Genomic DNA, 21386 nt, shown 5'->3' with positions numbered 1-21386 from the left:
GCGTTGCGTGATCCCCTGCAATGGCTTTATTATTGGAAGAAGACGGCAAGAAGGAATATCCCGTGCGCGTTGTGCTCAAAAACCGCGGTATCTTTGGGGTCGCTGGTCTGTACGAAGTTTGGCGGGATACGCGCGGCGAGCCGCTTCGCACCTGTACCCTCGTCATGACGGAGGCGAACCCGCTGATCGGAGAATTTGAGAGCCGGATGCCGGCGATTTTGTCCCCCGAGGACATGACCCGGTGGCTGGATGAAGGAATTAGTGATCTCGACGCGCTGGACCCGATCCTGCGGCCACATGCAGCAGAGGAGATGCAGGCCTACCCCGTGACGCCGCCGATCGACAACAACCGGTACGATTCCGATGAATGCATCCGGGAGATGGATTTGGAGTTAGCTTGGGTGAAGCGTTAAGCGGATAAGGTCGACATCGAAAAAAAAAGCAAAATCAGCTCTTGGACGATTGTGTCCAGGAGCTTTTTAGTTTGCTTTGAAGTTGTCCATCCTCCTTCATTCCGCGTTATCGGCATGTGACCGGAATCACCTTGTCGCTCTTTTCACAGCGTTATCTTCAAATAGAGAGGGATTTGATAAGAAATATAGGATTAGGAGGATGCAACATGGAGAAAATCGAGGTTAATTTTGAAAAAATGTACTATGGTTTTCCGGTCATTCTAACCAGCTTTTACGATGAACATGGAGTTGCACACGTGACGCCGTCTTCGTCCTCTTACTCACTGAAGGACCTGATTGTTCTGGGCTACAACAGCAAGGGCTATGCCGCGCAGCATCTCAAAGCGGGAGCCGACTTCGTGGTGAACCTACCGGATCTCTCCCTGCAGGAGTCGATTAACTACTGCGGTTCCCGTTCCGGTGCAGAGGGCAGCAAATTCGCCGCAGCCGGTTTGACACCGGTAGCTTCGGAGCATGTCCACGCCCCGTCGATCCAGGAATGCCCGATCTCCATCGCTTGTCGGGTCGTTGAAGTTGTCGAAAGCGAACAGTTCCCGGGCCTGACCCATATTTTTGGACGAATCGTCAGCCGCTCTGTGGCCAAGGACTATTTGAGCGCGGAGGGACGTTTGCTAATTGACAAGCTAAATCCGGTGATCTATGCCGGGGATGGAGTTCACAAGGGGTTACGGTTTTTGCAGGAGAGCTGACAGCGCGGCGGTCGCCTAGCAGCAATTCCTTTCGTGCGAAAAAAAGCTGCTTCTTCGCTTCTATAGCGAGGGAGCAGCTTTTTGCTTTACTCATCTAACAGCCAACGCCGCAGCACGTTCGCGTGATTATACACCGGGTCCTTGGCGGCATACAGCAAGGTGACCGGACGTTCACGTGCGATATCGCGGATCCGGTCCGCGAGTACGGCACATTCCGGGCGGCTACTCAATTCCCGCAGATAATTGGCGCTAAATTCCGCGTACCGTTCCATTCGGTGCGCGAATTCCTTGCGCAGCTCCGGGCTCGGGGCGATCCCCTTCATCCACTCGTCAATCGCCGCATCGGCCTTGCTCATCCCGCGCGGCCACAGACGATCCACCAGGATGCGATATCCGTCTTCGGGAGCCGGTGGTTCGTAGATCCGTTTGACCCGGATCTGCCCATGCCGCACTTCGTCAACCGTTGGCATGCCTGCCTGGGCGCCGAACTTCGTCACGGCCACCGGCACCGATTCCTTGAATCCCGCGGTAGGCGATGAACTGGAACACGTTCGAAGACGTCCCCGTCATAAATGCGCCCACCATAAAGAGCAATATCCCAATCAATAGGAACGGCTTCCGCCCGTACATATCGGACAACTTGCCGACCAAGACAGTAGCAATTGTGGACGTCAGCAAGTAAATGTTAATCGTCCAAGTATAATAGTCCATGCCGTCCAGAATCGAAATGATTCGCGGCATGGCTGTGCTCACGATCGTCTGGTTAATGGCGGCGAAGAACATCGCGGCCATGATGGCGATCATGATCGAAACTTTACGTTTAAGTGATAAATGTTCCATGAAGTTTCTCCATCTCCGTTATGATTTATTTTCTATATTTGCAAGCACCACGCCAAGAATTCGCCGCAAATGCTGTAGATCTTCCTCATGCAACTGATCAAAAATCCCCTCGAGCATCTCCTTCTGCCGCTCGGTGATCTGATTCATGATTTCTCTCCCCCGATCGGTAATCGAGATGTTGACAACCCGGCGGTCGTTCTCCCCGCGTTCACGGTTCACATATCCTTCCGTGACCAGCCGGTCCGTAATTCCCGTGATGGCTGCGGAGGTAATCCCCAAGCTCTCTGCAATCTGTGATACGGTATGCGTCCCGGAAGTATTGAGCATGTAGAGCATCTTATATTGCGGAAAACTAAGGTTAAACTCGCCCCCGCGCTTGTTCCACTCCTGGGTGATCGCCTTGAACAGCATTCGAAACATCGAGGTAACTTCGAACAGCTCTTCTTTTTTCACCAACGTGTCTCTCCTCCTTCCTGCCTTGAGCCGTTCGATTCGATTCATTTCATAATTTAATTACTTTACTACTTAAATATTTTAGCGGTTAATAATATACTCCTTAATAATTTTCGCGTCAAGCTTTCGTCTAAATATACTTTTGGGCAACACAAAATGAAAAATGTTGTATACCCTGTCCCTTCCTTTGCGCCCCCCTTTTGCACCATTATCCCTTTCGTTCAGTAATTGGGGATTTATTCATTTAATTTATAGGGGATCATTTCATCCGACCTTTTAGAAAAAGATGGGGGTTGGAATATTTTTCTTGATGAACGAACATGCGTTTGGTATAATAATAAAAAAGAACAAATGTGCGCATTTCTGATTGTGGAGGGATCGGACATGGAGATCAGTACGAGTTCAGAGCTCCAATCTTTTAGCAGCCGTTTTCGAAGCGAAGACGACTGTATCGAGGCGATCATCGCGATGAAGTGGCCAAATGGCTTTGTCTGCCCGCGCTGTGCTTATACCGACTGCACCCGTCTGTCCACTCGACATATTCCTTTATTTGAATGTGGAAAATGCGGCTATCAAGCCTCGCCGTTGGTGGGTACGATATTTGAAAGAACCCATTTGCCTTTGGTGAAGTGGTTCCAAGCACTGGAACTGTTTCTGCTTCCGGATGGCATCTCGGCGCTGCGGTTGAGTCAGGTAATCCAAGTGACCTACAAGACCGCTTGGCTCATGCTGCACAAAATCCGTCATACCCTTGGCGAATGTGAGGCGAAGGTTTTGCTCTCTGGAGAAGTAAAGGTGAGCCGCGATCAGTATGGGACGGATCCCAAACGCTTTCATCCAGCTTTTCAGCCTTATGCCACTGCCGTCGTCACCGGCTGCACGGTCACGGAGACTGGCGAGCCCGAGCGAGTGAAGATTCAACTGATTCCGCATAAAAGAGGGGGCGAGCAACAGGCTGACCGGAGCGATCTTGAGGCATTCATCAACAAGTATGTCGATGGACAACATACCTCAACCAAGCGGTGGTTTCCTTTCGCTTATCGGATGTATCTGCCCTTGCGGAGAGTCGTGAGACAAGCAAGAGACTCAATCCGACGCACGTATGTCGCCTTGGGAACAACGCATTTGCAGGCGTATTTGAATGAGTACACCGTCCGCCGTTACCTGCGCATGACTTGTTCCGAGGAAGAGATGCGCCAAAACCTGCTGCAAATGTGCTTGTCCATTCCCGCCATCCCTTACCGCCAGTTAATCGCACATCATCGGAACCATCCGTCCATTGCAACCGCAGCTTAATCCATCTTGCAACGGCTGCTTAATCTCTCGGCACAACAGGCATCGGGAGAATCCATAATTCAGCATGCAGATTTGCACTCGAATCTATATCTGATTAACCATTTCTAAATATTTACTTTAATATATATTTTTCATATATATTATGATCTATATCGAAATCTACTTTTAGATCCATGTTTTTATATACAAAAATACCAATATCAATATCTACTCCTTTTCTATATACCTACTTCTTTATATCTACTCCTTTTAAATTTTAACTTTGGGGCATCTTACTCTTCTTTGCTTTTTCTTTTTTTAATTTTACTTACGGTTACTCCTTCTCTTTATTCACCACCTGATGCAACGGGATAATCCTTCAAAAAGGGGGATCGGATAGACCAACTCTTCCTCCTCCCCCGCAGCAAGAAATAACCGCTCACCCAGCCGCTTGGCCAGGGAACGGTTATTTACACCAACTATACGCTATCTCTATTCTTCTTCCTTAAATATCGGCTGGATGGTTAGCTCAAAATCGAACGACTCCTCGGCAAAACGGTAAGGCTCTGCGAGCTGCGGGCCGCAGGAGCCGGAGCCGGCGCCGCTCAAAATAACGTTACCCATCGCATGGCTATATTCGCAAAGGAACAACGGTTTGGTGCTGTTCTCATCGAGGGCATACCGCTCGATCTCCTTCACTGAAGGGTACATGCGGCTGTCCAAATCCAGGCAGGACGTGTCCGAATTGCTGTAATACCGGGGATCCGCTCCTTCGTAATGCACTAAACGTGAGGCGTCCCGCGCTTTTGTCCATTCCGCCATGACGATATGGTTATCCCCGTATCCGGATTCATTGCCCATGGACCAGATGATGACGGAGGCATGGTTTTTTATCCCGTTCGACCATGCGAACCGCCCGTTCCACGAACGCTTCTTTCCAATCCGGATTGTTCGACAACTTATGGAAAGCCCCTGCTTCGAGTTCACCGGTTCTGGTCACACCATGGCACTCCAGATCCGCTCATCAATGACGTAAACCCCGAATTCATCACATAGATCAAGAAACTTCGGGTCATTCGGATAATGCGAGGTCCGGATCGTGTTAATGTTATGCCGCTTCATGAGCTTCAGGTCTGCAATCATATGGTTCACCGGAATGGTCTGCCCCAGCTCCGGATGGGAATCGTGGCGGTTCACTCCCTTCAGCTTCACGGCGCGGCCGTTGATGCGGAAGATGCCATCTGTGATCTCCACCTTTTTGAAGCCAACCCGAAAACGCAGCACTTCTTGACCCGCTGTCAGAATCAGCTCATACAACCGGGGTTGCTCAGCATTCCACAATTGAGGCTGCGGCACGTCCAGCTCAATCGCCTCTTTGCCGTCGATTTGTGCCTCATGACGTCCGATCAGCTTACCCGCCGGATCCCGCAATTCCGCTTGCACCGTCAGGCTGCCCGTCGTTTCGATCTCTGACCGCAGCTTGCCTTCGGATAGGTCGGAAGGCAGCAACGGTTGATTAAACACGTCACGGATGTGTGTATTATCTCGGGACAGCAAATAGACATCGCGATAAATTCCGGAAAACCGCCAGACATCCTGGTCCTCCAAATAAGTGCCGTCGCACCATTTCAACACCAGCACGGCGAGACGGTTGCGGCCTGCAGCTACAAACGGCGTGAGATCAAACTCCGCCGGAATCCGGCTGCCTTGGCTGTAACCAACGAAATGACCGTTCACACACAAGTAAAAGCAAGCGTTCACCCCTTCAAATACGATCCGCGTCTGTTTCTTCGTCCATGCTTCGGTCAGATTGAAATCCCTTACATAAGTTCCCGCAGGATTGTCATCCGGCACAAACGACGGATCGTAGGGAATCGGATAGTTGACGTTCGTATAATGCAGCTGATCATACCCATTCGTTTGCCAGCAAGAAGGCACGATTAGATCGTCCCAACTGAAAAGGACGTACACGATCGGACTGTTCTTCTCCAGCATCGATCAAGGCCACCGGCGGCTGGCCATCATGGAAAGCAAAGCAGGCTTTCGGTCTGCGACAGAACGGAAGCAAGGCTTCCTGGAAAGCTTGCTCGCCCACGGTCTTTCCCTCCCTGCTGAATATCAAGTTGCCGGCGATTACAGCATCGATAGCGGGTACCGGATGATGAACGCGCTGCTGGATCTGAAGGAGCCGCCAACGTTGGTATTTTGCGCGAACGACGATATGGCGATCGGGGCGATGAACGTCTGCTTCGCCCGGGGGGGTGAACGTGCCGAATCAGGTGTCGCTGATCGGGTTCGACGATATTGTGTTCGCTGGATACACCAACCCCGCCTTGACGACCATCCGTAAGCCGGTCGCCGATATCAGCGAACTCGGAACCCGCAAGCTGATCGAGCTAATGCAGCCTGCTGGCCCAGGAGCATCGGATCAGGAACAACCAACTGAACCATCCAGCGAGACCTTGTTCGTCCCAACGGCATTGGTGATTCGACAGTCCGTGGCCAAGATCTCCTGATCTAATCTGGAACAGTGAATCATGCTTACTGACTGTTAGTCATTACACTATAGGGTCGACTTCGACCCGCAACTAGCAAGATGGGTTCATCCAATGGCTTGAACAGGAGAACACCTTTTGCTGCAGCCTCGTAGACCGGATCGTTCCCGGATACCCGCAGCAGCAAGCAGAGCAACTGGCGCAAGAGCTCGGTCATCAAGACCATTTGATGGTAACCGCCGAGCCTTACCAGCTGTGGGTGATTGATGGCCCTGCCTGGCTGCCTGAACGGCTGCCATTAACCGAAGCGGGGTTAAACGTCATCTTTACTGAAGACCTGCGTCCGTACCACAAGCAGAAGGTTCATCTGTTAAACGGCCCCCACACGACCATGGCCGCGTCGGGCTTGCTTGCCGGGCTAACAACGGTCGAAGATGTGATGAACGACGAGGATCTCTCTGTGTTCGTCAAGGAACTGCTGGAGCAGGAGATCGTTCCGATGCTTGATCTGCCTAGAGCCGGACTGCTGTCTTATGCCGAGGCTGTACGTGAGCGCTTCATGAACCCGTTTATCCGCCACGAGCTGGCTTCGATCTCACTAAACAGCATCGCCAAGTTCCAAACCCGGCTGCTGCCTGTGCTCCTGCGCTACCAGCGGGAACGGGGCGAGCTGCCAAAGCCAATCACGCTGGCCTTCGCCGCCTTGCTGGTTGGTTATCGGGGGGATCGGCTTGCGCGAAAGGACAGCCCGGAGGTGCTGGCCCTCTTTGATCAAGCTTGGTCACAGCCCGCTGAAGTGATCCCGGTCCTGTTACGGGAAACGGAGCTGTGGGGGCAGGATTTATCCAGCGTTCCCGAACTGGCGGGAACCCTGGAGCAATATGTGCGGAAGCTGGACGCTTTTGGCGCCCGAGCGACATTACAATGGTTGGGAGGCGGCAGCTTATGCGACGATTAATGAAAATGAACCCGCGTGACAATGTAGGGGTAGCATTACAGCCAATTACAGCCGGTGAAGAACTCCAGCTTAACGAGGAGTCTGTTCGTGCGGCGCAGGACATTCCTCAAGGCCATAAAATCGCACTCACCGCCATCCCCGCCGGTTCGTCCGTTACAAAATACGGCTACTCAATTGGCCATGTGGTCACCGCGATCGCTCCTGGCGAGTGGGTGCATACGCATAACATCAGAACCAACCTCGCCGGCGAGGAGCAATACGTGTATCAACCGAACCTGCACCCCGTCATTTATCCGAAGCGTTCCTTCACCTTTCAAGGATACCGGCGGGCCAATGGAAAAACCGGCATACGCAACGATCTGTACATCGTGCCCACGGTCGGCTGCGTGAACGGAATCGCGGAGCAAATGATCCGCGCTTTTAAAGCGGAGCACCCGGATCTCGGTCCCTTCGATAACATTACTGTGCTGAGTCACCCCTATGGCTGCTCGCAGCTTGGGGAAGACCATCTCATGACGCGCAGCATTCTCGCTGATACCGTGCTTCACCCCAATGCAGGCGGCGTTCTCGTATTTGGACTAGGCTGCGAGAATAACGTCGTTTCCGAGTTCCGGGAGCGGCTGGGCCATTACGATGAGCAACGCGTCAAATTTCTGGTGGCTCAGGAGGTCGAGGATGAGCTGGAAGCCGGTCTGGCACTGCTGGAAGAGCTGGTTGAAGCGGCGCGCAACGATCGCCGGGAGCCGGTGCCGCTCAGCGAGATGAACGTTGGGCTTAAGTGTGGCGGCTCGGACAGTTTCTCCGGCATTACGGCCAACCCGCTGCTCGGCGCTTTTTCCGATTTTCTCATTTCGCAGGGCGGCTCTACGATTCTAACAGAAGTTCCCGAGATGTTTGGGGCCGAGAAGATGCTGATGGCCCGCGCGGAGAGTCAAGAGGTGTTCGAGCAAATTGTTGTTCTCATCAACGATTTTAAGCAATATTTCCTGTTCTACGGCGAGCCTGTCTATGAAAATCCCTCGCCCGGCAATAAAGCCGGCGGCATTAGTACGCTGGAGGACAAATCGCTGGGCTGCACGCAAAAAGCCGGGACCGCCCCGGTGGTCGACGTCCTGAAATACGGCGAGAAGCTGCGCAAGAAAGGCCTTAGCCTGCTGCAAACACCAGGAAATGACCTGGTCGCCTCCTCTGCGCTGGCCGCCGCCGACTGCCAGCTGGTCCTTTTCACAACCGGCCGCGGGACTCCGTTTGGCAGCTTCGTCCCCACGGTCAAGGTCGCCACGAACAACGAACTGTTCGCCCGGAAACAGCACTGGATGGACTTCAACGCCGGGGTCTTGCTGGATACGCGATAGAAGAAGTGCTGGAGCAGTTTTTCCATTACGTTATCGCGGTAGCCAGCGGTCAACCCACCCGGAACAGCAGAACGAGGTCCGCGAGCTGGCTATTTTCAAAACGGGAGTCACATTGTAAGCGAATCACGCCAAAAAGCCATTGCCTGGACGTTAACGTCCAGGCAATGGCTTTTTTAGGATGGCAATACCGTCTCCTCATGGCGACGACGGTGCCGCGCTTGACGAACAGTAACAAGCAGGAGAACTAAGGAACCGAACACCAACGCAAGACAGAGGACGAAAACCATCCGATAACCGTCTGCGCCGGCTATGAACGCGCCGCCTGCCGCAGTGCCGAACATCATGCCAAGATTCCGCGACAACGCGAGTAAACTGCTGATTAACCCCAAGTGGCTTGGATCCACACGGCCCATCACCAGGCTCGTATTGGGCGAAGTGATCATCCCCATGGATACACCCAGCAAAACAATCAATGTAATTAATAGAAACATCGGATACGAGGAGGAAAGAAAACCTAAAGCAACTAACGTCCCGGACATCGCCAACAATCCGGCCGTCAACAGAGGCAAGGAGCCGTGCTTGTCCGACAAACTGCCAAATAACGGGGAGGCGACGATCCAAGCCAGCGTCTTCCCAATAATCTATAACAACATCATAATCATTTCGAGGACGCGCACTGGTGATCGGCGCTAAAATAATAACATCGTCCGATTCATTTAGCATATCGTTTGAAATGATAATTACAGGTCTCATTTTATATTGAGTTGGATCTTCATAGTACGAAAACTTAGCCACCCAAATATCTCCACGACAATACCTAGTCCCGATACTTCTCGTCATAAACATCGTCCTCAGTATTTTCAAACCACCACTCATAGCCTGGTCCTAATACAGTGACATCTTTCGGAATAGGTGCACTTTTCTTAGCAACGTTGCCCGTGTTCTCCACTGACTTTTCCTCCTTGTTCATGACGATCCTCCTTCCGCTCGGTATTGTTAAGCTCATTGTAACCAAACGGAAGGAGAACATCAATGTATCAGTAATTAAATGTGGCAATCCACTACGACCAGATAGTGGTTAGGATTAGAGGATTTAATAAACGTTTCATAGTATGACTTGTTGAAATTGCGCGCTTCTTCTGGCGTTTCAGAACCCATACCAAACCATCCCATATCCCCTTTGGCATGCCACTCTCCATCCGGTGTAATCACCGCGTAGGTTGAAAAACTCAACATTTCACGAATATAAGATTGCTTATCTCCGTATCTTTCAAAGATATATTCCGGACGGTAAAGGCTTTTTCCAGCCAGCATTTCTTCCCAAGCTTTAGTTGCCTCAGCCACCATAATTTCGAATTTTGGTGCAAGAGATGCTGGTACTTGATACCCCTCAACCTCTACGGTGAGGCCCTCATGATCGGTTTGCTCAATAAAGAAGATATCCTTAATTTGAGCAGCATCCGCTCGTTCTCCCGACTTCAGCAAAAGTGAACCTGACCATCTGCCACCAATGGAATACCAGTCCCATTTAGCATTAGGATTCTCCCAGTAACCGTACTTTCCTGTTTCTTCATCACGTGATGTGTATCCTCCGTATTCGACCATGAAATCATCAAAAGAAGGATACACTTCCGTATGCCGAATTTGAACTCGTTTTAAGTGATCAGGTACTTCATATCCGATTACACTGCCACTTGGAGTTACTTTTCTGAATACCTTATCATATGGCGATACAATACGCCCGTCTTCTAATTGAATTCGTACTGAAGACTCATTTTCATAAATCTTGCGGTACTCTTCTTCAACATCATAAAATTCTAGGTACTCTTTCGGACAATCTCCCATGTTGTTTTCTTGATAAGGAGCCAACAATTCATCAACTTTGTCCAATGACTCTGTAATCACCGCAACTGTAAAATGACTCATTTATGTCATCCTTTCAACTTAATTTTTCGATTTTTGATAACACTCCATCACAAACGGACAATGCTTACAATGGCCGCCTGGTGTAGGTGGAAACAAAGAAGAAGCCATATCCGGGAATGATTCCAGACAAGACTTCTTCATTTCAATCTCTTCCGCCAAACCATGCGCCCATTTTCTAGCTTCATTCGCGTCAGACTCGTTATATACAAACGATTCTGCTTTCCTGAAGCGTAGAAAATACAATGTCCCCATGACTTGCCGAAGCCCTCTTCTTTTCATAATTGCCCAAGCATACAATGCAAGCTGCCTTGTATCATTTGCTCGGTACAGTCGCCAATTCGATTTCCAATCCCAAAATCGTTCTTCTTCCAGAAGATCAATGTAGCCTTGAAATTGAATGCTATCTCCAAGTGGAAGTACAAAATGAACTTCCGTTTGTCCCCTGACTTCCGGAGCACGCTGCACCAATGAAGCAATCTCTTCATAAGTCACTTCGGGATGAAAATCTGATTCAATAATTGCCTCTATAATGGCTTCATGCTCAGATACTCCATTGATCTTTAGCTCAATCGCTTTATGAACTGCTTTTCCAAGAGCTAGTGGTTTGGTAACTGGCTCTTTTTTACCTAAAATGTACTTTTGGTAAAATCGATAAGGGCAAGTTTCATAAAGCGAGAGCCGGGAATAAGAGTACAGCATTAGAATGGCAAATCTTCATCAGAGATGTTCCATCCATCTCCGGCTGAATTGGTCCCTTGATTATTTGTCGAATTTTGACGATCGCCGGTTTGAGAAGTCCCGTTAGATGTGTTAGTAAGGAATTGAACATACTGTCCAACTACCTCCGTTACATATACACGGCGCCCTTCATTGTTCTCATAGTTGCGAACCTGAATTCGTCCTGTAACTGCAACCTGGTGGCCTTTCTTCACATAGTTAGCTACATTTTCAGCGACTGCCTTCCAGACCACAATAGGAATGAAGTCCGCTTCTCGTTCTCCATTTTGATTCGTAAAGGGACGATCTACAGCCAATGTGAATTGTGCCACTGCTACACCAGAAGGTGTATAACGTAACTCAGGGTCCTTTGTCAGTCTTCCGATTAATACTGCTTGGTTCAAGCTCATTTTTTATCCTCCGTCTTCATGCCTGCCCTTTCAGGCTCAGGACTTACAGATTTAAAATTGCAAACAAATCTTTCCGCGTCTTCCGTCCACTTAGGACGTACTGAACATGAATAAATTTGGAGCACATCGTCCAATAAGGGAGCTTCAATTTCTTTCTCGCGTTGTCGGATACGCTCAATGTACTTTTGATATTTAAAGTTCTTTATCCCGATGATCAGCCAGAGATAAGCACCTTGCCGTTCTGTTTCCAGAAACTCATTCCACTGCTCCCAAAGAAGATCCATAGAACGCATGTAATAGGCAAAATCTCTTTCTCTCATCAGCTTCCAATTAGGCTCTTTGCCTCCTGTGTGTTGCCTCAATAACTTTCGTTGATTTCGGCTGAGTCGTTCAGCTGGATGCACAATTTTCCGCTTACGATATCTCTGCCGCACCTGTTCTTCCGGAACTCCCTCCAAAAGAGAAATAAAGCGAAGCACTCCCCCACTCTCCCCACAAAACCAGCATTTGAACACCTGGTCTTTGGTGTTAAGAGAAAGGTAGTATCTTCGCTTTTTTCCCGGTTTAGAATCCTCATGGCAAAATGGACATTTACAGAGAACTTCCTCCCTCGATTGTGAGGAAGGCTTAATAATGAGTCCGTTCTGGTCTGCAACGTCCAGAATGTCAGGAAGCATGGTCGATCACTGCCCTTAATTGTTCTTCTTGGCTGGGAGGAAGTTGTATCTGCTCCCACTCCGACGAAAGAACAATTTTGCGCGTAACCGTGTGAATCTGCTTTTTAGGTTCCCACCACTGCCAACGCTCGTAAACTTCCGCAGCCATTTGAACATGCTTGCATTGCTTGTGTCCGAAATGACATGCAGGGCAGTCATGCGTAATAATCAAATCGTTGTAATGAGGCTCCACTTTCACGAGATACACGCCATTTTGCTTACTGGATGGGAACGCACAGATTAGTGCCTTCCCATCCGTAAAGGTTGTCAGACTCATGCAGCTTCACCCACTAACTGAATCGATTTCACAATTTTGAATCCATTGCTCATTTCAAAATCAAGTTTAAATTGCATGTTATTTGAAATCGCATTGACCTGATCAAGCGTTTCAGCTGTATTGGCAAGCACAATGGATTCTTCACCCGTCCCTACATTGACTACTTTCAACTTGGCGAATGTTACTCCGCCCGGAGAGGTTCCTGTTGCCATATCCAGCATCTTGTATACTTCTCCCGAGTTCTTTGGATTCGAGTTTGAAGGCTTTCCACCCGAATTGTTTTTCTTACCTTTACTTTCAGTAGTCTTAGGATCAGAACTGGATGCAGTGCTATCAGAAGACAACTTTTTCGGAACTTGATTATTCGTTTGAGCAAGCTCACCCACTTCAATCCGTTCTGCACCTTCAATGGTTTCAATCTCACTTTCGTCCATCATTCCAAGGCCGGATAGTGACAGCGTTACCCGACGCTTCGCTTTTGTTTCGGCTTTCATAATGGCATTGGCAAGTTCATCTGCTGTCAACGGGAGAATCTTTCCTGTAGGGACTTTGCATCTACGCATCTCGTCCCAGATCTTCTCCTCTTTCATTAAGGAAACAGCACCTATGGATTCATCAGCACGACCGTCTTGAGTCGTTCCACGAGCTGTCACACAGTAAACATCACCAATGCGTTCACGGCTGGTTATTGTGATACTGATTTTGTGAATTTTACGAAGCTGATCCGTAGCATCGCGCTTAGCATAAAGCACTAACTTTCCATCCAGTTTCAGATAATCAAACGGCTTGGTGAGGGGGTTAAGTCCAAGGCTCTCACAAACTTTCGTGTAGTAGATCAAACGTTCCTCGGGTTTCAATGAAGAAAGATCACCTTGAACTACTACCTTTTCCATAATCGACAAGTCCATTTTTTAACCTCCACCCGTCATTTGACGTCTGTGCTATTTATACCCGCACAGAAAGGTAAAATAAAAAAACGTCCTTTCTCTTTGAGAGAAATAACGTTCATTCACATTTTTATTATTCAAGCGTATAGGTCTTCACAAGCTCATCCAGATCAGTCCAGATTTGTCGAAGCCTCACCTTGAGCATTCCTTCTGATTCAATGCAGGCATCATCCAATAGCGAAAGAGCCTCCTCAAGCATCCCCCTTACTCGTTCAAAAGCTTCTGCTTCTTCCTGAATAAGACTTTGCTCTAAAGGGCTATGCTTATTTCTGGATTTCTCCCACATTAGCTTGAGCTTAGTCCACTCACTCTCATTGGGAAGAACCGGGTTATAATGTGAAACTGATGAATCTTGACGTTTGTCCTTTTTGAACCAGTGTTTAAACATGCTTCGATCACCCTTTCATTTTTTTTGAAAATAAAAAAGCCGATTTCTGCACGGACGAATCCATGCAAAAATCGGCTTTAATTCATTATCAATACTTTAAATTACACATGCGGGTGCGGTTTAACCTTTATCAGAGCCTTTCGGTACTCTTCTTCCCTTGTTCTCAGCACAGGAGATTTCGGGGGGTAATGACTTTATCCTACTTTAATCCTCAGCTATAAAGCTTTGTAGGGGAGGTACAGCACTTATCGCCTATACAGGCAACTCTTGTCTCCGGCAAACGGGAGTGTAGAGGTAAAGATAATTACAGGAATATTATAGCATTGTGATTATAAAAGTGCAATCATACGTTCTCATTTTATCCGGCTGCAAATTCCCGATCTTCCGCTTCTTCCAGTACCGGTTTCAGCTCTACCTCAGATCCGCGGATCTCACTGTCGATTTTGAAAGCTACCTCCGGATGTTCCTTTAAGAACTGCTTGGCATTCTCCCTGCCTTGCCCTAAACGATCACCGGCATAAGAAAACCACGAACCTGATTTTTCAACTACATTCAGTTCAACTCCGAGATCAAGAAGGGTTGCTTCTTTCGAAATGCCTTCACCATACATCATATCAACCTCAACCTGCTTAAACGGTGGTGCAACCTTATTCTTAACGACCTTAATACGTGTCCGGCTTCCCACCATCTCATTACCTAATTTGATCGTCTCCATACGACGTACATCAAGACGAACCGATGAATAGAATTTCAATGCACGGCCCCCAGGAGTTACTTCCGGACTTCCAAACGATACACCGACTTTCTCCCGGAGTTGATTAATAAAGATAGCTATCGTCTTGGATTTGCTAAGCGAACCGGATAATTTTCGCATCGCTTGAGACATGAGTCGGGCTTGAAGTCCTACATGAGAATCCCCCATCTCTCCCTCGATCTCTGCTTTAGGAACAAGGGCCGCTACAGAGTCAATTACGATAATATCTACCGCTCCTGTTCTCACCAGCGCATCTGCAATTTCAAGCGCCTGTTCACCGGTATCGGGCTGGGACAACAGTAATTCATCAATGTTAACGCCTATATTCTTCGCGTAAAGTGGATCAAGTGCATGTTCGGCGTCAATGAAAGCAGCTTGTCCTCCTAACTTCTGTACTTCAGCAATCGCGTGTAGTGCCACTGTTGTTTTACCGGAGGATTCTGGACCATAAACCTCAATAATTCGTCCTCTTGGAAAACCTCCTACACCTAAAGCTATATCAAGAGCAAGATTGCCGCTCGAAACGGTTTCAACTTGGACATGAGCTGCCTCCCCTAATTTCATGACAGCCCCTTTCCCATAAGACTTCTCAATTTCCTTCAAAGCCTTTTCTAGTGCCGCTTGTCTGTTTTCTTGGTTGTCCATAGTCCAAAACTCCTCCCTATAATACGAATGTATGTTCCTTTTTATAGGAACAATTTACCACACATATGTTCGTATTTCAATAGGAAAGGAGATTTTTCCCAAGACATTTACTTAATTACCCATTCTCCCTTGATCTGCCTGTAGAAACGATATTCTTGTTTCAGGTCAGCGTCCAGTAGTAACTTCGCTTCCTTCAAAAGTTCATTCAACGGCATAACTGCTTCAAGAGATTCTGATATTGCGATAATGGGATACGACGAGTGCCGTAATGATGCATGCAAGTGACTGGTATCACCACGGATCACCAATACATTTCTGGATTCAGATCCAATCTCAACTCTCCCCGTAAAGGGATAAGGAGCGGCATGAATTTGAAACGCTTTTTGTTTATCCCGCATGGCACAGCAAAACTGAAAAAACACTAAATGGGACAAAATCTGTTCCATTGTCCATGTTCTCCAGAACTCATGTGACCATTCCAAGTTGAGTAATTGCGCAGCTCGCGGGCCAATCGTATAGACGGGTATCGTGTTCTTGTTCTTGAGAAGTAGGTGCTGAATCAGCTTCTTCTCAGCTAACATGCGCCGGACTTGATGTCGTTTCCACTGGAATAGACGCCCCATCTGAACACTTCCCATACAGCCGATCAAACCAAGCGATCTGAGTCCATCTGCTTCGGTAGCCGCTCGTAATGGAGCATATCCCGGTTCAAGCTCTTCCGGAAATGAAGCAGGTTTAAACGTCCATTCATGCGTAATAGAGAAGGGTGATGTTTTCATACAAAGCTCCTTTCTAAAACTGAAGTAAGGAAAGAGGCGAGAATCGCCCCTTTCACTTTTTGGGAATAATCCGCCCATAAATCCGTTCTTGCTTAGGGTCAACTCCGCGGACCCGAATATAAACCGTGTCGCCCCGCTTCACTTTTCCGAACCGGATATGCGGAACCAGAGCATCGACTCCGCGCTCAAGATTAACAAAGATGCCATATTCCATTACACCGGAGACCTTACCTTTGTATGTTCCTTTGGATACATAACGTTTTGCGCAATCCGGCCATGGACTTTTCTCTGTTGCCTTCTTGCTAACCTTCACGATTTTATTTTCTTTATCCAGTTCTACCACCTTTACTTTGAGGTGATCCCCAGCACTTATTTCTTCACGAAGATCATCTACCCATCCATAACCATATTCCTGAACCGGCAACTCCGTTGTAATACCGCCAATATCTAGCATCAATACCTTGGGCGTAACATTACGAACTACCGCTGTGATTACCGCATCTTGCTCCAGCCATTTCCACGTCAAACCTTCCATATGTTCCAGGGCTGCTTGACGGGATGCGATGAAGGTATCTCCTTCACGATCATAGCTCAAGATCTTAAAGGCAACGGGTTCTCCAAGTAACCGCCGAAATTCATGGGCATCCTTTGTACCAGAGAATTCTTGAGGAATATAGCCTCTTACCCCACCAACCAAAACCACGCCACACAGCTTGTTCAGCTTTGGTTCAAGGCCAATTAATTCAGCTTGCAAGACTAGATCATTCTGTCTTGCACTATAAATCTGCGCCCAGCCTTCATCATAGCTGCTTTGTTCCAACTTGTCCTCGTTATAACCTTCGATCAAAACTCTTTTCAACTCTTCACTCATGTTCATTACCTCCAGAAATTTGTTTTTTTGATATATGAAAAAACCTCAACGTATTTGCGCTGAGGGACTTACTCAAATGGATCTTCTTCTCTTTCTGTCGTTACGGTATCTAAATCACCTTCGTCTACAATCGGCTCGTTTTCGATAGGTTCAGATATAAATTTCAAGCGGGATGTAGTCGTTTCTACATCAGGCTGCTCATCTAGTGCCAAATTTTCCTGTACAGCCTTAGCGCCTTTGCCCTTGATTACGATACTAAATCCTTTCCACCACTGCCGCTTTACTTCCCATTCCCGCCGTTCTTTCCAGTCCCTCGGAATAAATGAACCTTTGCCTATTTTCGGCGGTAAAGGTGTGCCATCGTCCAGCAGCTTCGCCACGTAATGAAACTTTGGCAAACCGTCCATCATTTGCGTATAGAAAATGCGATCCTCTTCTATTTCCGTATCACGATAGTTTTCCGGCAATAGATTAGGCAATAACAATTGCTGTTTAAACGTGCTTTGTCTGCTGATGATCTGCTTTTTGCCGAACTCCCGGCTAAATTCAACAGCATCTTGATAAGATAGCCCGCCAAAAGCGATTTTGTTACGGCAACTCGTCATAATGGATTGCTTCATGGCCTTCGCGTTGATCTTGCCAGATTCAACTTCTAGCTGCCCCAAAGACTGGATAGCAAATATTCCGGCTGTTCGATACTCCGCTGCAATGGATAAGAACAACTCCACATCGGGATTAATATATCTGGAATACTCATCCACGATCATAAAATGAGGGATGCGCGTGCGCTCTGTGCCCGGCCTGCGGAATGTTCCGCTCTGCAAATGCATCACGACGAACTGACCAAAGGCATCCCCGGCTTTCCGCAATTTACCCATGGCCGTATTTACAGCTAATACACCGCCAGAAGCAAAATGCTTGTCCATGTCGAAATCGGATTGTCCGGTCAAGATTGGCTCCAAATGCCGGTTAGACGTTAAGTTCTCAAGCTGGGCGCGAAGCCCGATAACAAACTGCTGATATTTTTCCTTCTGTGCCCCAAGCAGTTCCGATTGGAAAAACTGAACCAGATCGGATTCACCCTCTTTAAAACGAAGTTCCTGTACCTTATCCTCCAGCATTCGTTGATCTCGCATCGTTCGGAGTACATCGCCCAGGTTAACATCATCCAAGTAAAGACGTTTTAAAAGCTTGGTGATATTGCGTCCGGCAAGCTCCTGAACCGTAGCGAAGAATGCTTCCTGTTTCCCGAACATCGACTTTAAGACGGTTACCGTAGCTTCAGCTACGTCGTCCTCATCTCCTTTCATCACAGGAAACCTCGCGCTATGAGTTATGGTGGGATCAACATGGACACAGGGCATATCCATTGCATCACACATTTCTGCCACCATTGCCGCAACATCACCTTTAGGCTCCACAACAGAAAGTCCTAGTGGAACCCCCTTCTTCTTCAGAAGCAGCAACTGATAAATCATTGGCTTGAGTAAAGTGGCTGTCTTTCCACAGCGGGTAGGGCCAACAACAAGCATATGCGTGAACATATCACTGCCTCCCCATTGAATCATGCTCTCACCTTCCTTTCTATTGATTAATTTATTCAATAATTGTGGTATAATAGATTGCAAAGGGGGGTGATTTCCTTGCTTTGCACGATGAAGATCAAACTGTTGACGGATAGTGAACAACATCGAAAGTTATTGGACACCATGAAACGATTCAATGAAGCGTGTAACTACATCAGCAAAGTTTCTTTTGAATCCAAAACGTTCGGTAAAATTGGTATCCAAAAGCTTTGTTATTACGACGTCCGCGAGCGCTTCGGTCTGTCGGCGCAGTTGGTTGTCCGCTCTATCGGAAAGGTTGCAGAAAGTTACAAAACTGAACGCAAGTCCGTCCATGCCTTCCGCGAATTTGGGGCCGTCGTGTATGACCAGCGTATTCTGTCCTTCAAAGGGCTGGAGTACGCATCTATACTTACACTTGAAGGACGCATTGACGTCCCTATGATTATTAGCGCCTACCACAAAGGCGTATTGCAGGGCCGCAGGGTTCGCGGGCAAGCCGACTTGATTTTACAAGACGGATCATTTTATCTCCTCCTTGTGGTTGATTTGCCGGACGGAACACCGTTTGAGCCAGAAGGCGTAATTGGCGTTGACCTTGGTATTGCGAATATCGCTGTTGATTCCACGAGCGAAGTATTTTCTGGTTCAAAGGTTAACAGCATTCGCGCTCGTCATCGTCGTTTGCGAAAGAAATTGCAAGCGAAAGGCACCAAATCTGCTAAACGCTTGCTTAAAAAGCGTCGCCGCAAAGAACAGCGTTTTGTACGCGATATAAACCACTGCATTTCCAAGAAGATTGTTGAGAAAGCCAAAGGCACTCGGTCTATGATTGCTCTCGAAGACCTCAAAGGTATTCGGGAACGGACGGAGAAGACGGTTAAAAAGGCTCAGCGTGCGAAACATTCTTCTTGGGCGTTCTATCAGCTTCGCCAGTTTATCGAGTACAAGGCTAGACTGGCTGGTGTACCAGTGGTTTTGGTTGATCCGCGCAACACATCCCGAACATGTCCGGAATGCGGACTGATCGACAAAAAGAACCGAGCGACCAGAGATACATTCCATTGTCAATGCTGTGGGTACGCTGCTCCAGCCGACAATGTGGCTGCTCGTATCATTGCGAGCAGGGCTACTGTCATATAGCCAAACGCGGCAGATTTATTCTAGCTGCAAGCTCACGGCTTTAGCCGTGTGGTTTATGACCTCAATCCTTCATAGGTATTTCTTCACCCAAATTCAGCCGAATCTCTGTCTTGGAGGAAATAAATAGACGTTTAAACCTTTTCCAACGATCAGCCGCCGTAGGTTTGACATGAACAAGTTGTTGCTTGTTCACATTGCCTCGACGGTTTTTCAAATTGTGTTCGAGTCTGTAATTGGTAAATGTAAGGAACGAGGACAAAATGAGTGCTGCTATAAAGGCTGTGTGCACCGTTCCTGTTATCGAAAACGGAAAGGATAGAGTCGCTATAATCTCCTCTTTCAGTCTGAGACACAACGCTATCCCAATCCAAAGCAGGCTGGTGAAGAAGTAAATTAGCTTATTCTCCCGTTCTAACACCCAGCCGTATAAATAGATGATTAAACCGACGATGCTAAGTGACCAAGGAATAAATAACGGCCAACCCGGTAAGCGCCAATACAAATAAGCCCACCCGCCAAGAGTGAGCAATAAGCTTACGAATCTGATCATGGCATATAAGTTTCCTTTCAAATCTTCGTTCAAATGAATTCAAAGGGAATTCTTTGAAATACCCACAATATCCACATGTGCTGCGGTTGATAACTCCTGCTTGTAGTGTTCAACTTCATCCTCATAACAAAAAAGGAGGACTCTTCGTCCTACTGTCTGGCTTACTCCTATGGAGTAGTTGGTTAAACATCGTTTCAAAGTCATCATGTTCATCGTTAGGAGTTCGATGACATAGGGGTCTTTCCACGGTCCCATCCGTTCTTTTTGCACCAGACCGTATTCAAATCCGTATTTGCTGGAATTTCCCACTTCTTTCAGTTCTCCATACGGTTTAAGTACTTTCTGTAGCTTCAAAAACGTGTTTGTCAGGATGTATTCCCTTGTGATTTGAATCCCTAACTCATTAAACGGCAGCAAGTGAACCGGGATACCGCCTGTTACCAAGTTCATCTTCTCACTCATGGTTTCAAAAGTGCGTTTAACGGACTGGCTCTTGTAATACACCAGAAATCCTCGTAGTTTCATGTGCTTCTTGATCTCGTTGATGATCTTCACTAGCGTTTGTTCCTTGGCATCGGGCATCAGGATGTAGATCATATAATCCCCTTTGTCACTTCTGAATCCACCGACCGTTAGATTACCACGGTTGAGATTGTATTTGCGTTTGATCTGGCGAGAGTCCATATACGGCACTTCGGGGATCTGCACGAATAGCTCGTTCGCATCCGTAATGTACTGCCGCTGTTGAATTGACAGCCCCAAATCCCGTGCACGATAGTTCTTGCCGTCCAATAAGCCACGTTCAATTAACAAGTCCATCCCTGCTTCGGTTAATCGAACATAAGCCGCCGTGACTGTTCGACCTGCGGTTCTCTTACCAAACACATTCGTAGTTATGAGTCCTTCCTTCTTCATGATATATAACCGTTTATGTGCGTACTTCTCACTGGCAAAATGCTTCATCGTAATTTGCTTCTTCGTCATTTCCCGTAGTATATACAGTTCCTGCAATATACTCAGGTCCCGGTCTGTCCATTCACGTTGTCTTGGCATGTTTACCTCCTTTCTGCTGGAAATTTACTGCCCCGCATTCTAAGATACATCGTCTTGTCAGGGACGGTTTATGGGTTAATGGACGGGGGGCGTAGGACGGGGTGGTC

The 21386-nt window shown here is 47.8% G+C and carries 24 protein-coding genes and 4 pseudogenes; 8 read left to right on the top strand and 20 right to left on the bottom strand.

Annotated elements, in window-relative coordinates; all coding sequences use genetic code 11:
• Nucleotides 1–20 precede the first annotated feature (20 nt).
• Both BCV73_RS34140 and BCV73_RS34135 read left to right on the top strand, forming a co-directional pair.
• Nucleotides 21–413 (top strand): SOS response-associated peptidase, encoded by a 393-nt coding sequence (locus BCV73_RS34140; protein WP_009225486.1) that lies wholly within the window; start codon nt 21–23, stop codon nt 411–413.
• Nucleotides 414–619: 206 nt separating this feature from the next.
• The gene (locus tag BCV73_RS34135; protein ID WP_036645480.1) at nt 620–1162 is read left to right on the top strand and encodes a flavin reductase family protein; all 543 of its coding nucleotides are present in this window, start codon (nt 620–622) and stop codon (nt 1160–1162) included.
• Nucleotides 1163–1248: 86 nt separating this feature from the next.
• Here BCV73_RS34135 and BCV73_RS34130 read toward each other — a convergent pair whose 3' ends face one another.
• From BCV73_RS34130 to BCV73_RS34120, 3 genes and pseudogenes are all read right to left on the bottom strand, one after another.
• A complete protein-coding gene (locus BCV73_RS34130; protein ID WP_009225488.1) occupies nt 1249–1632 on the bottom strand; it encodes a DUF488 domain-containing protein in 384 nt (127 codons plus the stop codon).
• Between the two features lie 31 nt (nt 1633–1663).
• Nucleotides 1664–2002: pseudogene (locus BCV73_RS34125) on the bottom strand (MFS transporter); the annotation flags it as partial.
• Between the two features lie 18 nt (nt 2003–2020).
• Nucleotides 2021–2455 carry a MarR family winged helix-turn-helix transcriptional regulator gene (locus BCV73_RS34120; RefSeq protein WP_379401793.1) on the bottom strand — a complete coding sequence of 145 codons (435 nt, stop codon included), beginning with the start codon at nt 2453–2455 and terminating at the stop codon, nt 2021–2023.
• Between the two features lie 384 nt (nt 2456–2839).
• Between BCV73_RS34120 and BCV73_RS34115 the strand changes: the two genes are divergently transcribed.
• The gene (locus BCV73_RS34115; RefSeq protein WP_036645483.1) at nt 2840–3751 is read left to right on the top strand and encodes a transposase; all 912 of its coding nucleotides are present in this window, start codon (nt 2840–2842) and stop codon (nt 3749–3751) included.
• Nucleotides 3752–4222: 471 nt separating this feature from the next.
• Here the strand turns inward: BCV73_RS34115 and BCV73_RS36060 are convergent.
• Nucleotides 4223–5725, bottom strand: a pseudogene (locus BCV73_RS36060) (glycoside hydrolase family 2 TIM barrel-domain containing protein).
• A 28-nt stretch (nt 5726–5753) separates the two neighbouring features.
• Here BCV73_RS36060 and BCV73_RS36055 point away from each other — a divergent pair.
• The 4 genes and pseudogenes from BCV73_RS36055 to BCV73_RS34090 all read left to right on the top strand — a co-directional run bounded on the left by BCV73_RS36055 (nt 5754) and on the right by BCV73_RS34090 (nt 8656).
• Nucleotides 5754–6080, top strand: coding sequence for a substrate-binding domain-containing protein (locus tag BCV73_RS36055; protein ID WP_256993098.1), 327 nt, complete (start codon nt 5754–5756; stop codon nt 6078–6080).
• Entirely contained in the window at nt 5998–6246 is a 249-nt protein-coding gene (locus tag BCV73_RS36050; protein WP_256993097.1) for a substrate-binding domain-containing protein, read from the top strand. Before BCV73_RS36055 ends, BCV73_RS36050 begins: the two co-directional genes overlap by 83 nt.
• Before the next feature lie 88 nt (nt 6247–6334).
• Nucleotides 6335–7183, top strand: a complete 849-nt coding sequence (locus BCV73_RS34095) for a mannitol dehydrogenase family protein (RefSeq protein ID WP_313955168.1) — start codon at nt 6335–6337, stop codon at nt 7181–7183.
• Nucleotides 7171–8656: pseudogene (locus BCV73_RS34090) on the top strand (UxaA family hydrolase). The gene BCV73_RS34095 and the pseudogene BCV73_RS34090 overlap by 13 nt, the downstream one beginning before the upstream one ends.
• 55 nt (nt 8657–8711) lie before the next feature.
• Here BCV73_RS34090 and BCV73_RS35315 read toward each other — a convergent pair.
• The 14 genes and pseudogenes from BCV73_RS35315 to BCV73_RS34025 form a co-directional block, all read right to left on the bottom strand.
• Nucleotides 8712–9155, bottom strand: coding sequence for an MFS transporter (locus tag BCV73_RS35315; RefSeq protein WP_256993195.1), 444 nt, complete (start codon nt 9153–9155; stop codon nt 8712–8714).
• 82 nt (nt 9156–9237) lie between these two features.
• Nucleotides 9238–9291 (bottom strand): annotated as a pseudogene (locus tag BCV73_RS36250) (hypothetical protein); the annotation flags it as partial.
• Between the two features lie 64 nt (nt 9292–9355).
• Nucleotides 9356–9508: a hypothetical protein gene (locus BCV73_RS35310; protein ID WP_009225497.1), complete on the bottom strand. Its 153-nt coding sequence runs from the start codon at nt 9506–9508 to the stop codon at nt 9356–9358.
• A 74-nt stretch (nt 9509–9582) separates the two neighbouring features.
• Nucleotides 9583–10464 carry a hypothetical protein gene (locus BCV73_RS34075; protein ID WP_089550016.1) on the bottom strand — a complete coding sequence of 294 codons (882 nt, stop codon included), beginning with the start codon at nt 10462–10464 and terminating at the stop codon, nt 9583–9585.
• Between the two features lie 18 nt (nt 10465–10482).
• On the bottom strand, nt 10483–11163 hold the full coding sequence (locus BCV73_RS34070) for a PD-(D/E)XK nuclease family protein (RefSeq protein ID WP_089550015.1): 681 nt from the start codon (nt 11161–11163) through the stop codon (nt 10483–10485).
• Complete coding sequence (gene ssb, locus BCV73_RS34065; RefSeq protein WP_089550014.1) at nt 11163–11591, bottom strand: single-stranded DNA-binding protein; 429 nt, start codon at nt 11589–11591, stop codon at nt 11163–11165. The genes BCV73_RS34070 and ssb overlap by 1 nt, the downstream gene beginning before the upstream one ends.
• Complete coding sequence (locus BCV73_RS34060) at nt 11588–12070, bottom strand: hypothetical protein (RefSeq protein WP_256993096.1); 483 nt, start codon at nt 12068–12070, stop codon at nt 11588–11590. The genes ssb and BCV73_RS34060 overlap by 4 nt, the downstream gene beginning before the upstream one ends.
• Nucleotides 12071–12257: 187 nt before the next feature.
• The gene (locus tag BCV73_RS34055) at nt 12258–12584 is read right to left on the bottom strand and encodes a hypothetical protein (RefSeq protein ID WP_020816499.1); all 327 of its coding nucleotides are present in this window, start codon (nt 12582–12584) and stop codon (nt 12258–12260) included.
• The gene (locus BCV73_RS34050) at nt 12581–13492 is read right to left on the bottom strand and encodes a hypothetical protein (RefSeq protein ID WP_089550012.1); all 912 of its coding nucleotides are present in this window, start codon (nt 13490–13492) and stop codon (nt 12581–12583) included. Before BCV73_RS34050 ends, BCV73_RS34055 begins: the two co-directional genes overlap by 4 nt.
• Before the next feature lie 112 nt (nt 13493–13604).
• Nucleotides 13605–13919: a hypothetical protein gene (locus BCV73_RS34045; protein ID WP_036715201.1), complete on the bottom strand. Its 315-nt coding sequence runs from the start codon at nt 13917–13919 to the stop codon at nt 13605–13607.
• Between the two features lie 358 nt (nt 13920–14277).
• Nucleotides 14278–15318, bottom strand: a complete 1041-nt coding sequence (gene recA, locus BCV73_RS34040; RefSeq protein WP_009225502.1) for a recombinase RecA — start codon at nt 15316–15318, stop codon at nt 14278–14280.
• Between the two features lie 107 nt (nt 15319–15425).
• A complete protein-coding gene (locus BCV73_RS34035) occupies nt 15426–16097 on the bottom strand; it encodes a hypothetical protein (RefSeq protein WP_009225503.1) in 672 nt (223 codons plus the stop codon).
• A gap of 52 nt (nt 16098–16149) precedes the next feature.
• Nucleotides 16150–16968: a S1 RNA-binding domain-containing protein gene (locus BCV73_RS34030; protein ID WP_232282309.1), complete on the bottom strand. Its 819-nt coding sequence runs from the start codon at nt 16966–16968 to the stop codon at nt 16150–16152.
• Between the two features lie 68 nt (nt 16969–17036).
• Nucleotides 17037–18536 carry a type IV secretory system conjugative DNA transfer family protein gene (locus BCV73_RS34025; protein WP_143811923.1) on the bottom strand — a complete coding sequence of 500 codons (1500 nt, stop codon included), beginning with the start codon at nt 18534–18536 and terminating at the stop codon, nt 17037–17039.
• Between the two features lie 87 nt (nt 18537–18623).
• Here BCV73_RS34025 and BCV73_RS34020 point away from each other — a divergent pair, with 87 nt between their 5' ends.
• Nucleotides 18624–19676 carry an RNA-guided endonuclease InsQ/TnpB family protein gene (locus tag BCV73_RS34020; RefSeq protein WP_256993095.1) on the top strand — a complete coding sequence of 351 codons (1053 nt, stop codon included), beginning with the start codon at nt 18624–18626 and terminating at the stop codon, nt 19674–19676.
• 61 nt (nt 19677–19737) lie between these two features.
• On the opposite strand, the gene BCV73_RS34015 is transcribed toward BCV73_RS34020, so the two are convergent.
• Nucleotides 19738–20226: a hypothetical protein gene (locus BCV73_RS34015; protein WP_036645502.1), complete on the bottom strand. Its 489-nt coding sequence runs from the start codon at nt 20224–20226 to the stop codon at nt 19738–19740.
• Between the two features lie 39 nt (nt 20227–20265).
• Nucleotides 20266–21279 carry a replication-relaxation family protein gene (locus tag BCV73_RS34010; protein WP_009225507.1) on the bottom strand — a complete coding sequence of 338 codons (1014 nt, stop codon included), beginning with the start codon at nt 21277–21279 and terminating at the stop codon, nt 20266–20268.
• Between the last annotated feature and the right edge of the window lie 107 nt (nt 21280–21386).

This window comes from Paenibacillus sp. SSG-1 (assembly GCF_002224835.1).
Lineage (GTDB): Bacteria > Bacillota > Bacilli > Paenibacillales > Paenibacillaceae > Paenibacillus_AQ > Paenibacillus_AQ favisporus.
Note: the sequence above shows the minus strand (reverse complement) of the source record. Positions and strands in the feature narration are given on the sequence as shown.

What these genes read in the sequence shown, in the direction of transcription:
- BCV73_RS34140 (WP_009225486.1), top strand. Translation starts at nt 21, where the DNA reads ATGGCTTTATTATTGGAAGAAGACGGCAAGAAGGAATATCCCGTGCGC.
- BCV73_RS34135 (WP_036645480.1), top strand. Translation starts at nt 620, where the DNA reads ATGGAGAAAATCGAGGTTAATTTTGAAAAAATGTACTATGGTTTTCCG.
- BCV73_RS34130 (WP_009225488.1), bottom strand. Translation starts at nt 1,632, where the DNA reads ATGCCAACGGTTGACGAAGTGCGGCATGGGCAGATCCGGGTCAAACGG.
- BCV73_RS34115 (WP_036645483.1), top strand. Translation starts at nt 2,840, where the DNA reads ATGGAGATCAGTACGAGTTCAGAGCTCCAATCTTTTAGCAGCCGTTTT.
- BCV73_RS36055 (WP_256993098.1), top strand. Translation starts at nt 5,754, where the DNA reads ATGGAAAGCAAAGCAGGCTTTCGGTCTGCGACAGAACGGAAGCAAGGC.
- BCV73_RS35310 (WP_009225497.1), bottom strand. Translation starts at nt 9,508, where the DNA reads ATGAACAAGGAGGAAAAGTCAGTGGAGAACACGGGCAACGTTGCTAAG.
- BCV73_RS34075 (WP_089550016.1), bottom strand. Translation starts at nt 10,464, where the DNA reads ATGAGTCATTTTACAGTTGCGGTGATTACAGAGTCATTGGACAAAGTT.
- BCV73_RS34070 (WP_089550015.1), bottom strand. Translation starts at nt 11,163, where the DNA reads ATGCTGTACTCTTATTCCCGGCTCTCGCTTTATGAAACTTGCCCTTAT.
- ssb (WP_089550014.1), bottom strand. Translation starts at nt 11,591, where the DNA reads ATGAGCTTGAACCAAGCAGTATTAATCGGAAGACTGACAAAGGACCCT.
- BCV73_RS34055 (WP_020816499.1), bottom strand. Translation starts at nt 12,584, where the DNA reads ATGAGTCTGACAACCTTTACGGATGGGAAGGCACTAATCTGTGCGTTC.
- BCV73_RS34050 (WP_089550012.1), bottom strand. Translation starts at nt 13,492, where the DNA reads ATGGACTTGTCGATTATGGAAAAGGTAGTAGTTCAAGGTGATCTTTCT.
- BCV73_RS34045 (WP_036715201.1), bottom strand. Translation starts at nt 13,919, where the DNA reads ATGTTTAAACACTGGTTCAAAAAGGACAAACGTCAAGATTCATCAGTT.
- recA (WP_009225502.1), bottom strand. Translation starts at nt 15,318, where the DNA reads ATGGACAACCAAGAAAACAGACAAGCGGCACTAGAAAAGGCTTTGAAG.
- BCV73_RS34035 (WP_009225503.1), bottom strand. Translation starts at nt 16,097, where the DNA reads ATGAAAACATCACCCTTCTCTATTACGCATGAATGGACGTTTAAACCT.
- BCV73_RS34030 (WP_232282309.1), bottom strand. Translation starts at nt 16,968, where the DNA reads ATGAGTGAAGAGTTGAAAAGAGTTTTGATCGAAGGTTATAACGAGGAC.
- BCV73_RS34025 (WP_143811923.1), bottom strand. Translation starts at nt 18,536, where the DNA reads ATGATTCAATGGGGAGGCAGTGATATGTTCACGCATATGCTTGTTGTT.
- BCV73_RS34020 (WP_256993095.1), top strand. Translation starts at nt 18,624, where the DNA reads ATGAAGATCAAACTGTTGACGGATAGTGAACAACATCGAAAGTTATTG.
- BCV73_RS34015 (WP_036645502.1), bottom strand. Translation starts at nt 20,226, where the DNA reads ATGATCAGATTCGTAAGCTTATTGCTCACTCTTGGCGGGTGGGCTTAT.
- BCV73_RS34010 (WP_009225507.1), bottom strand. Translation starts at nt 21,279, where the DNA reads ATGCCAAGACAACGTGAATGGACAGACCGGGACCTGAGTATATTGCAG.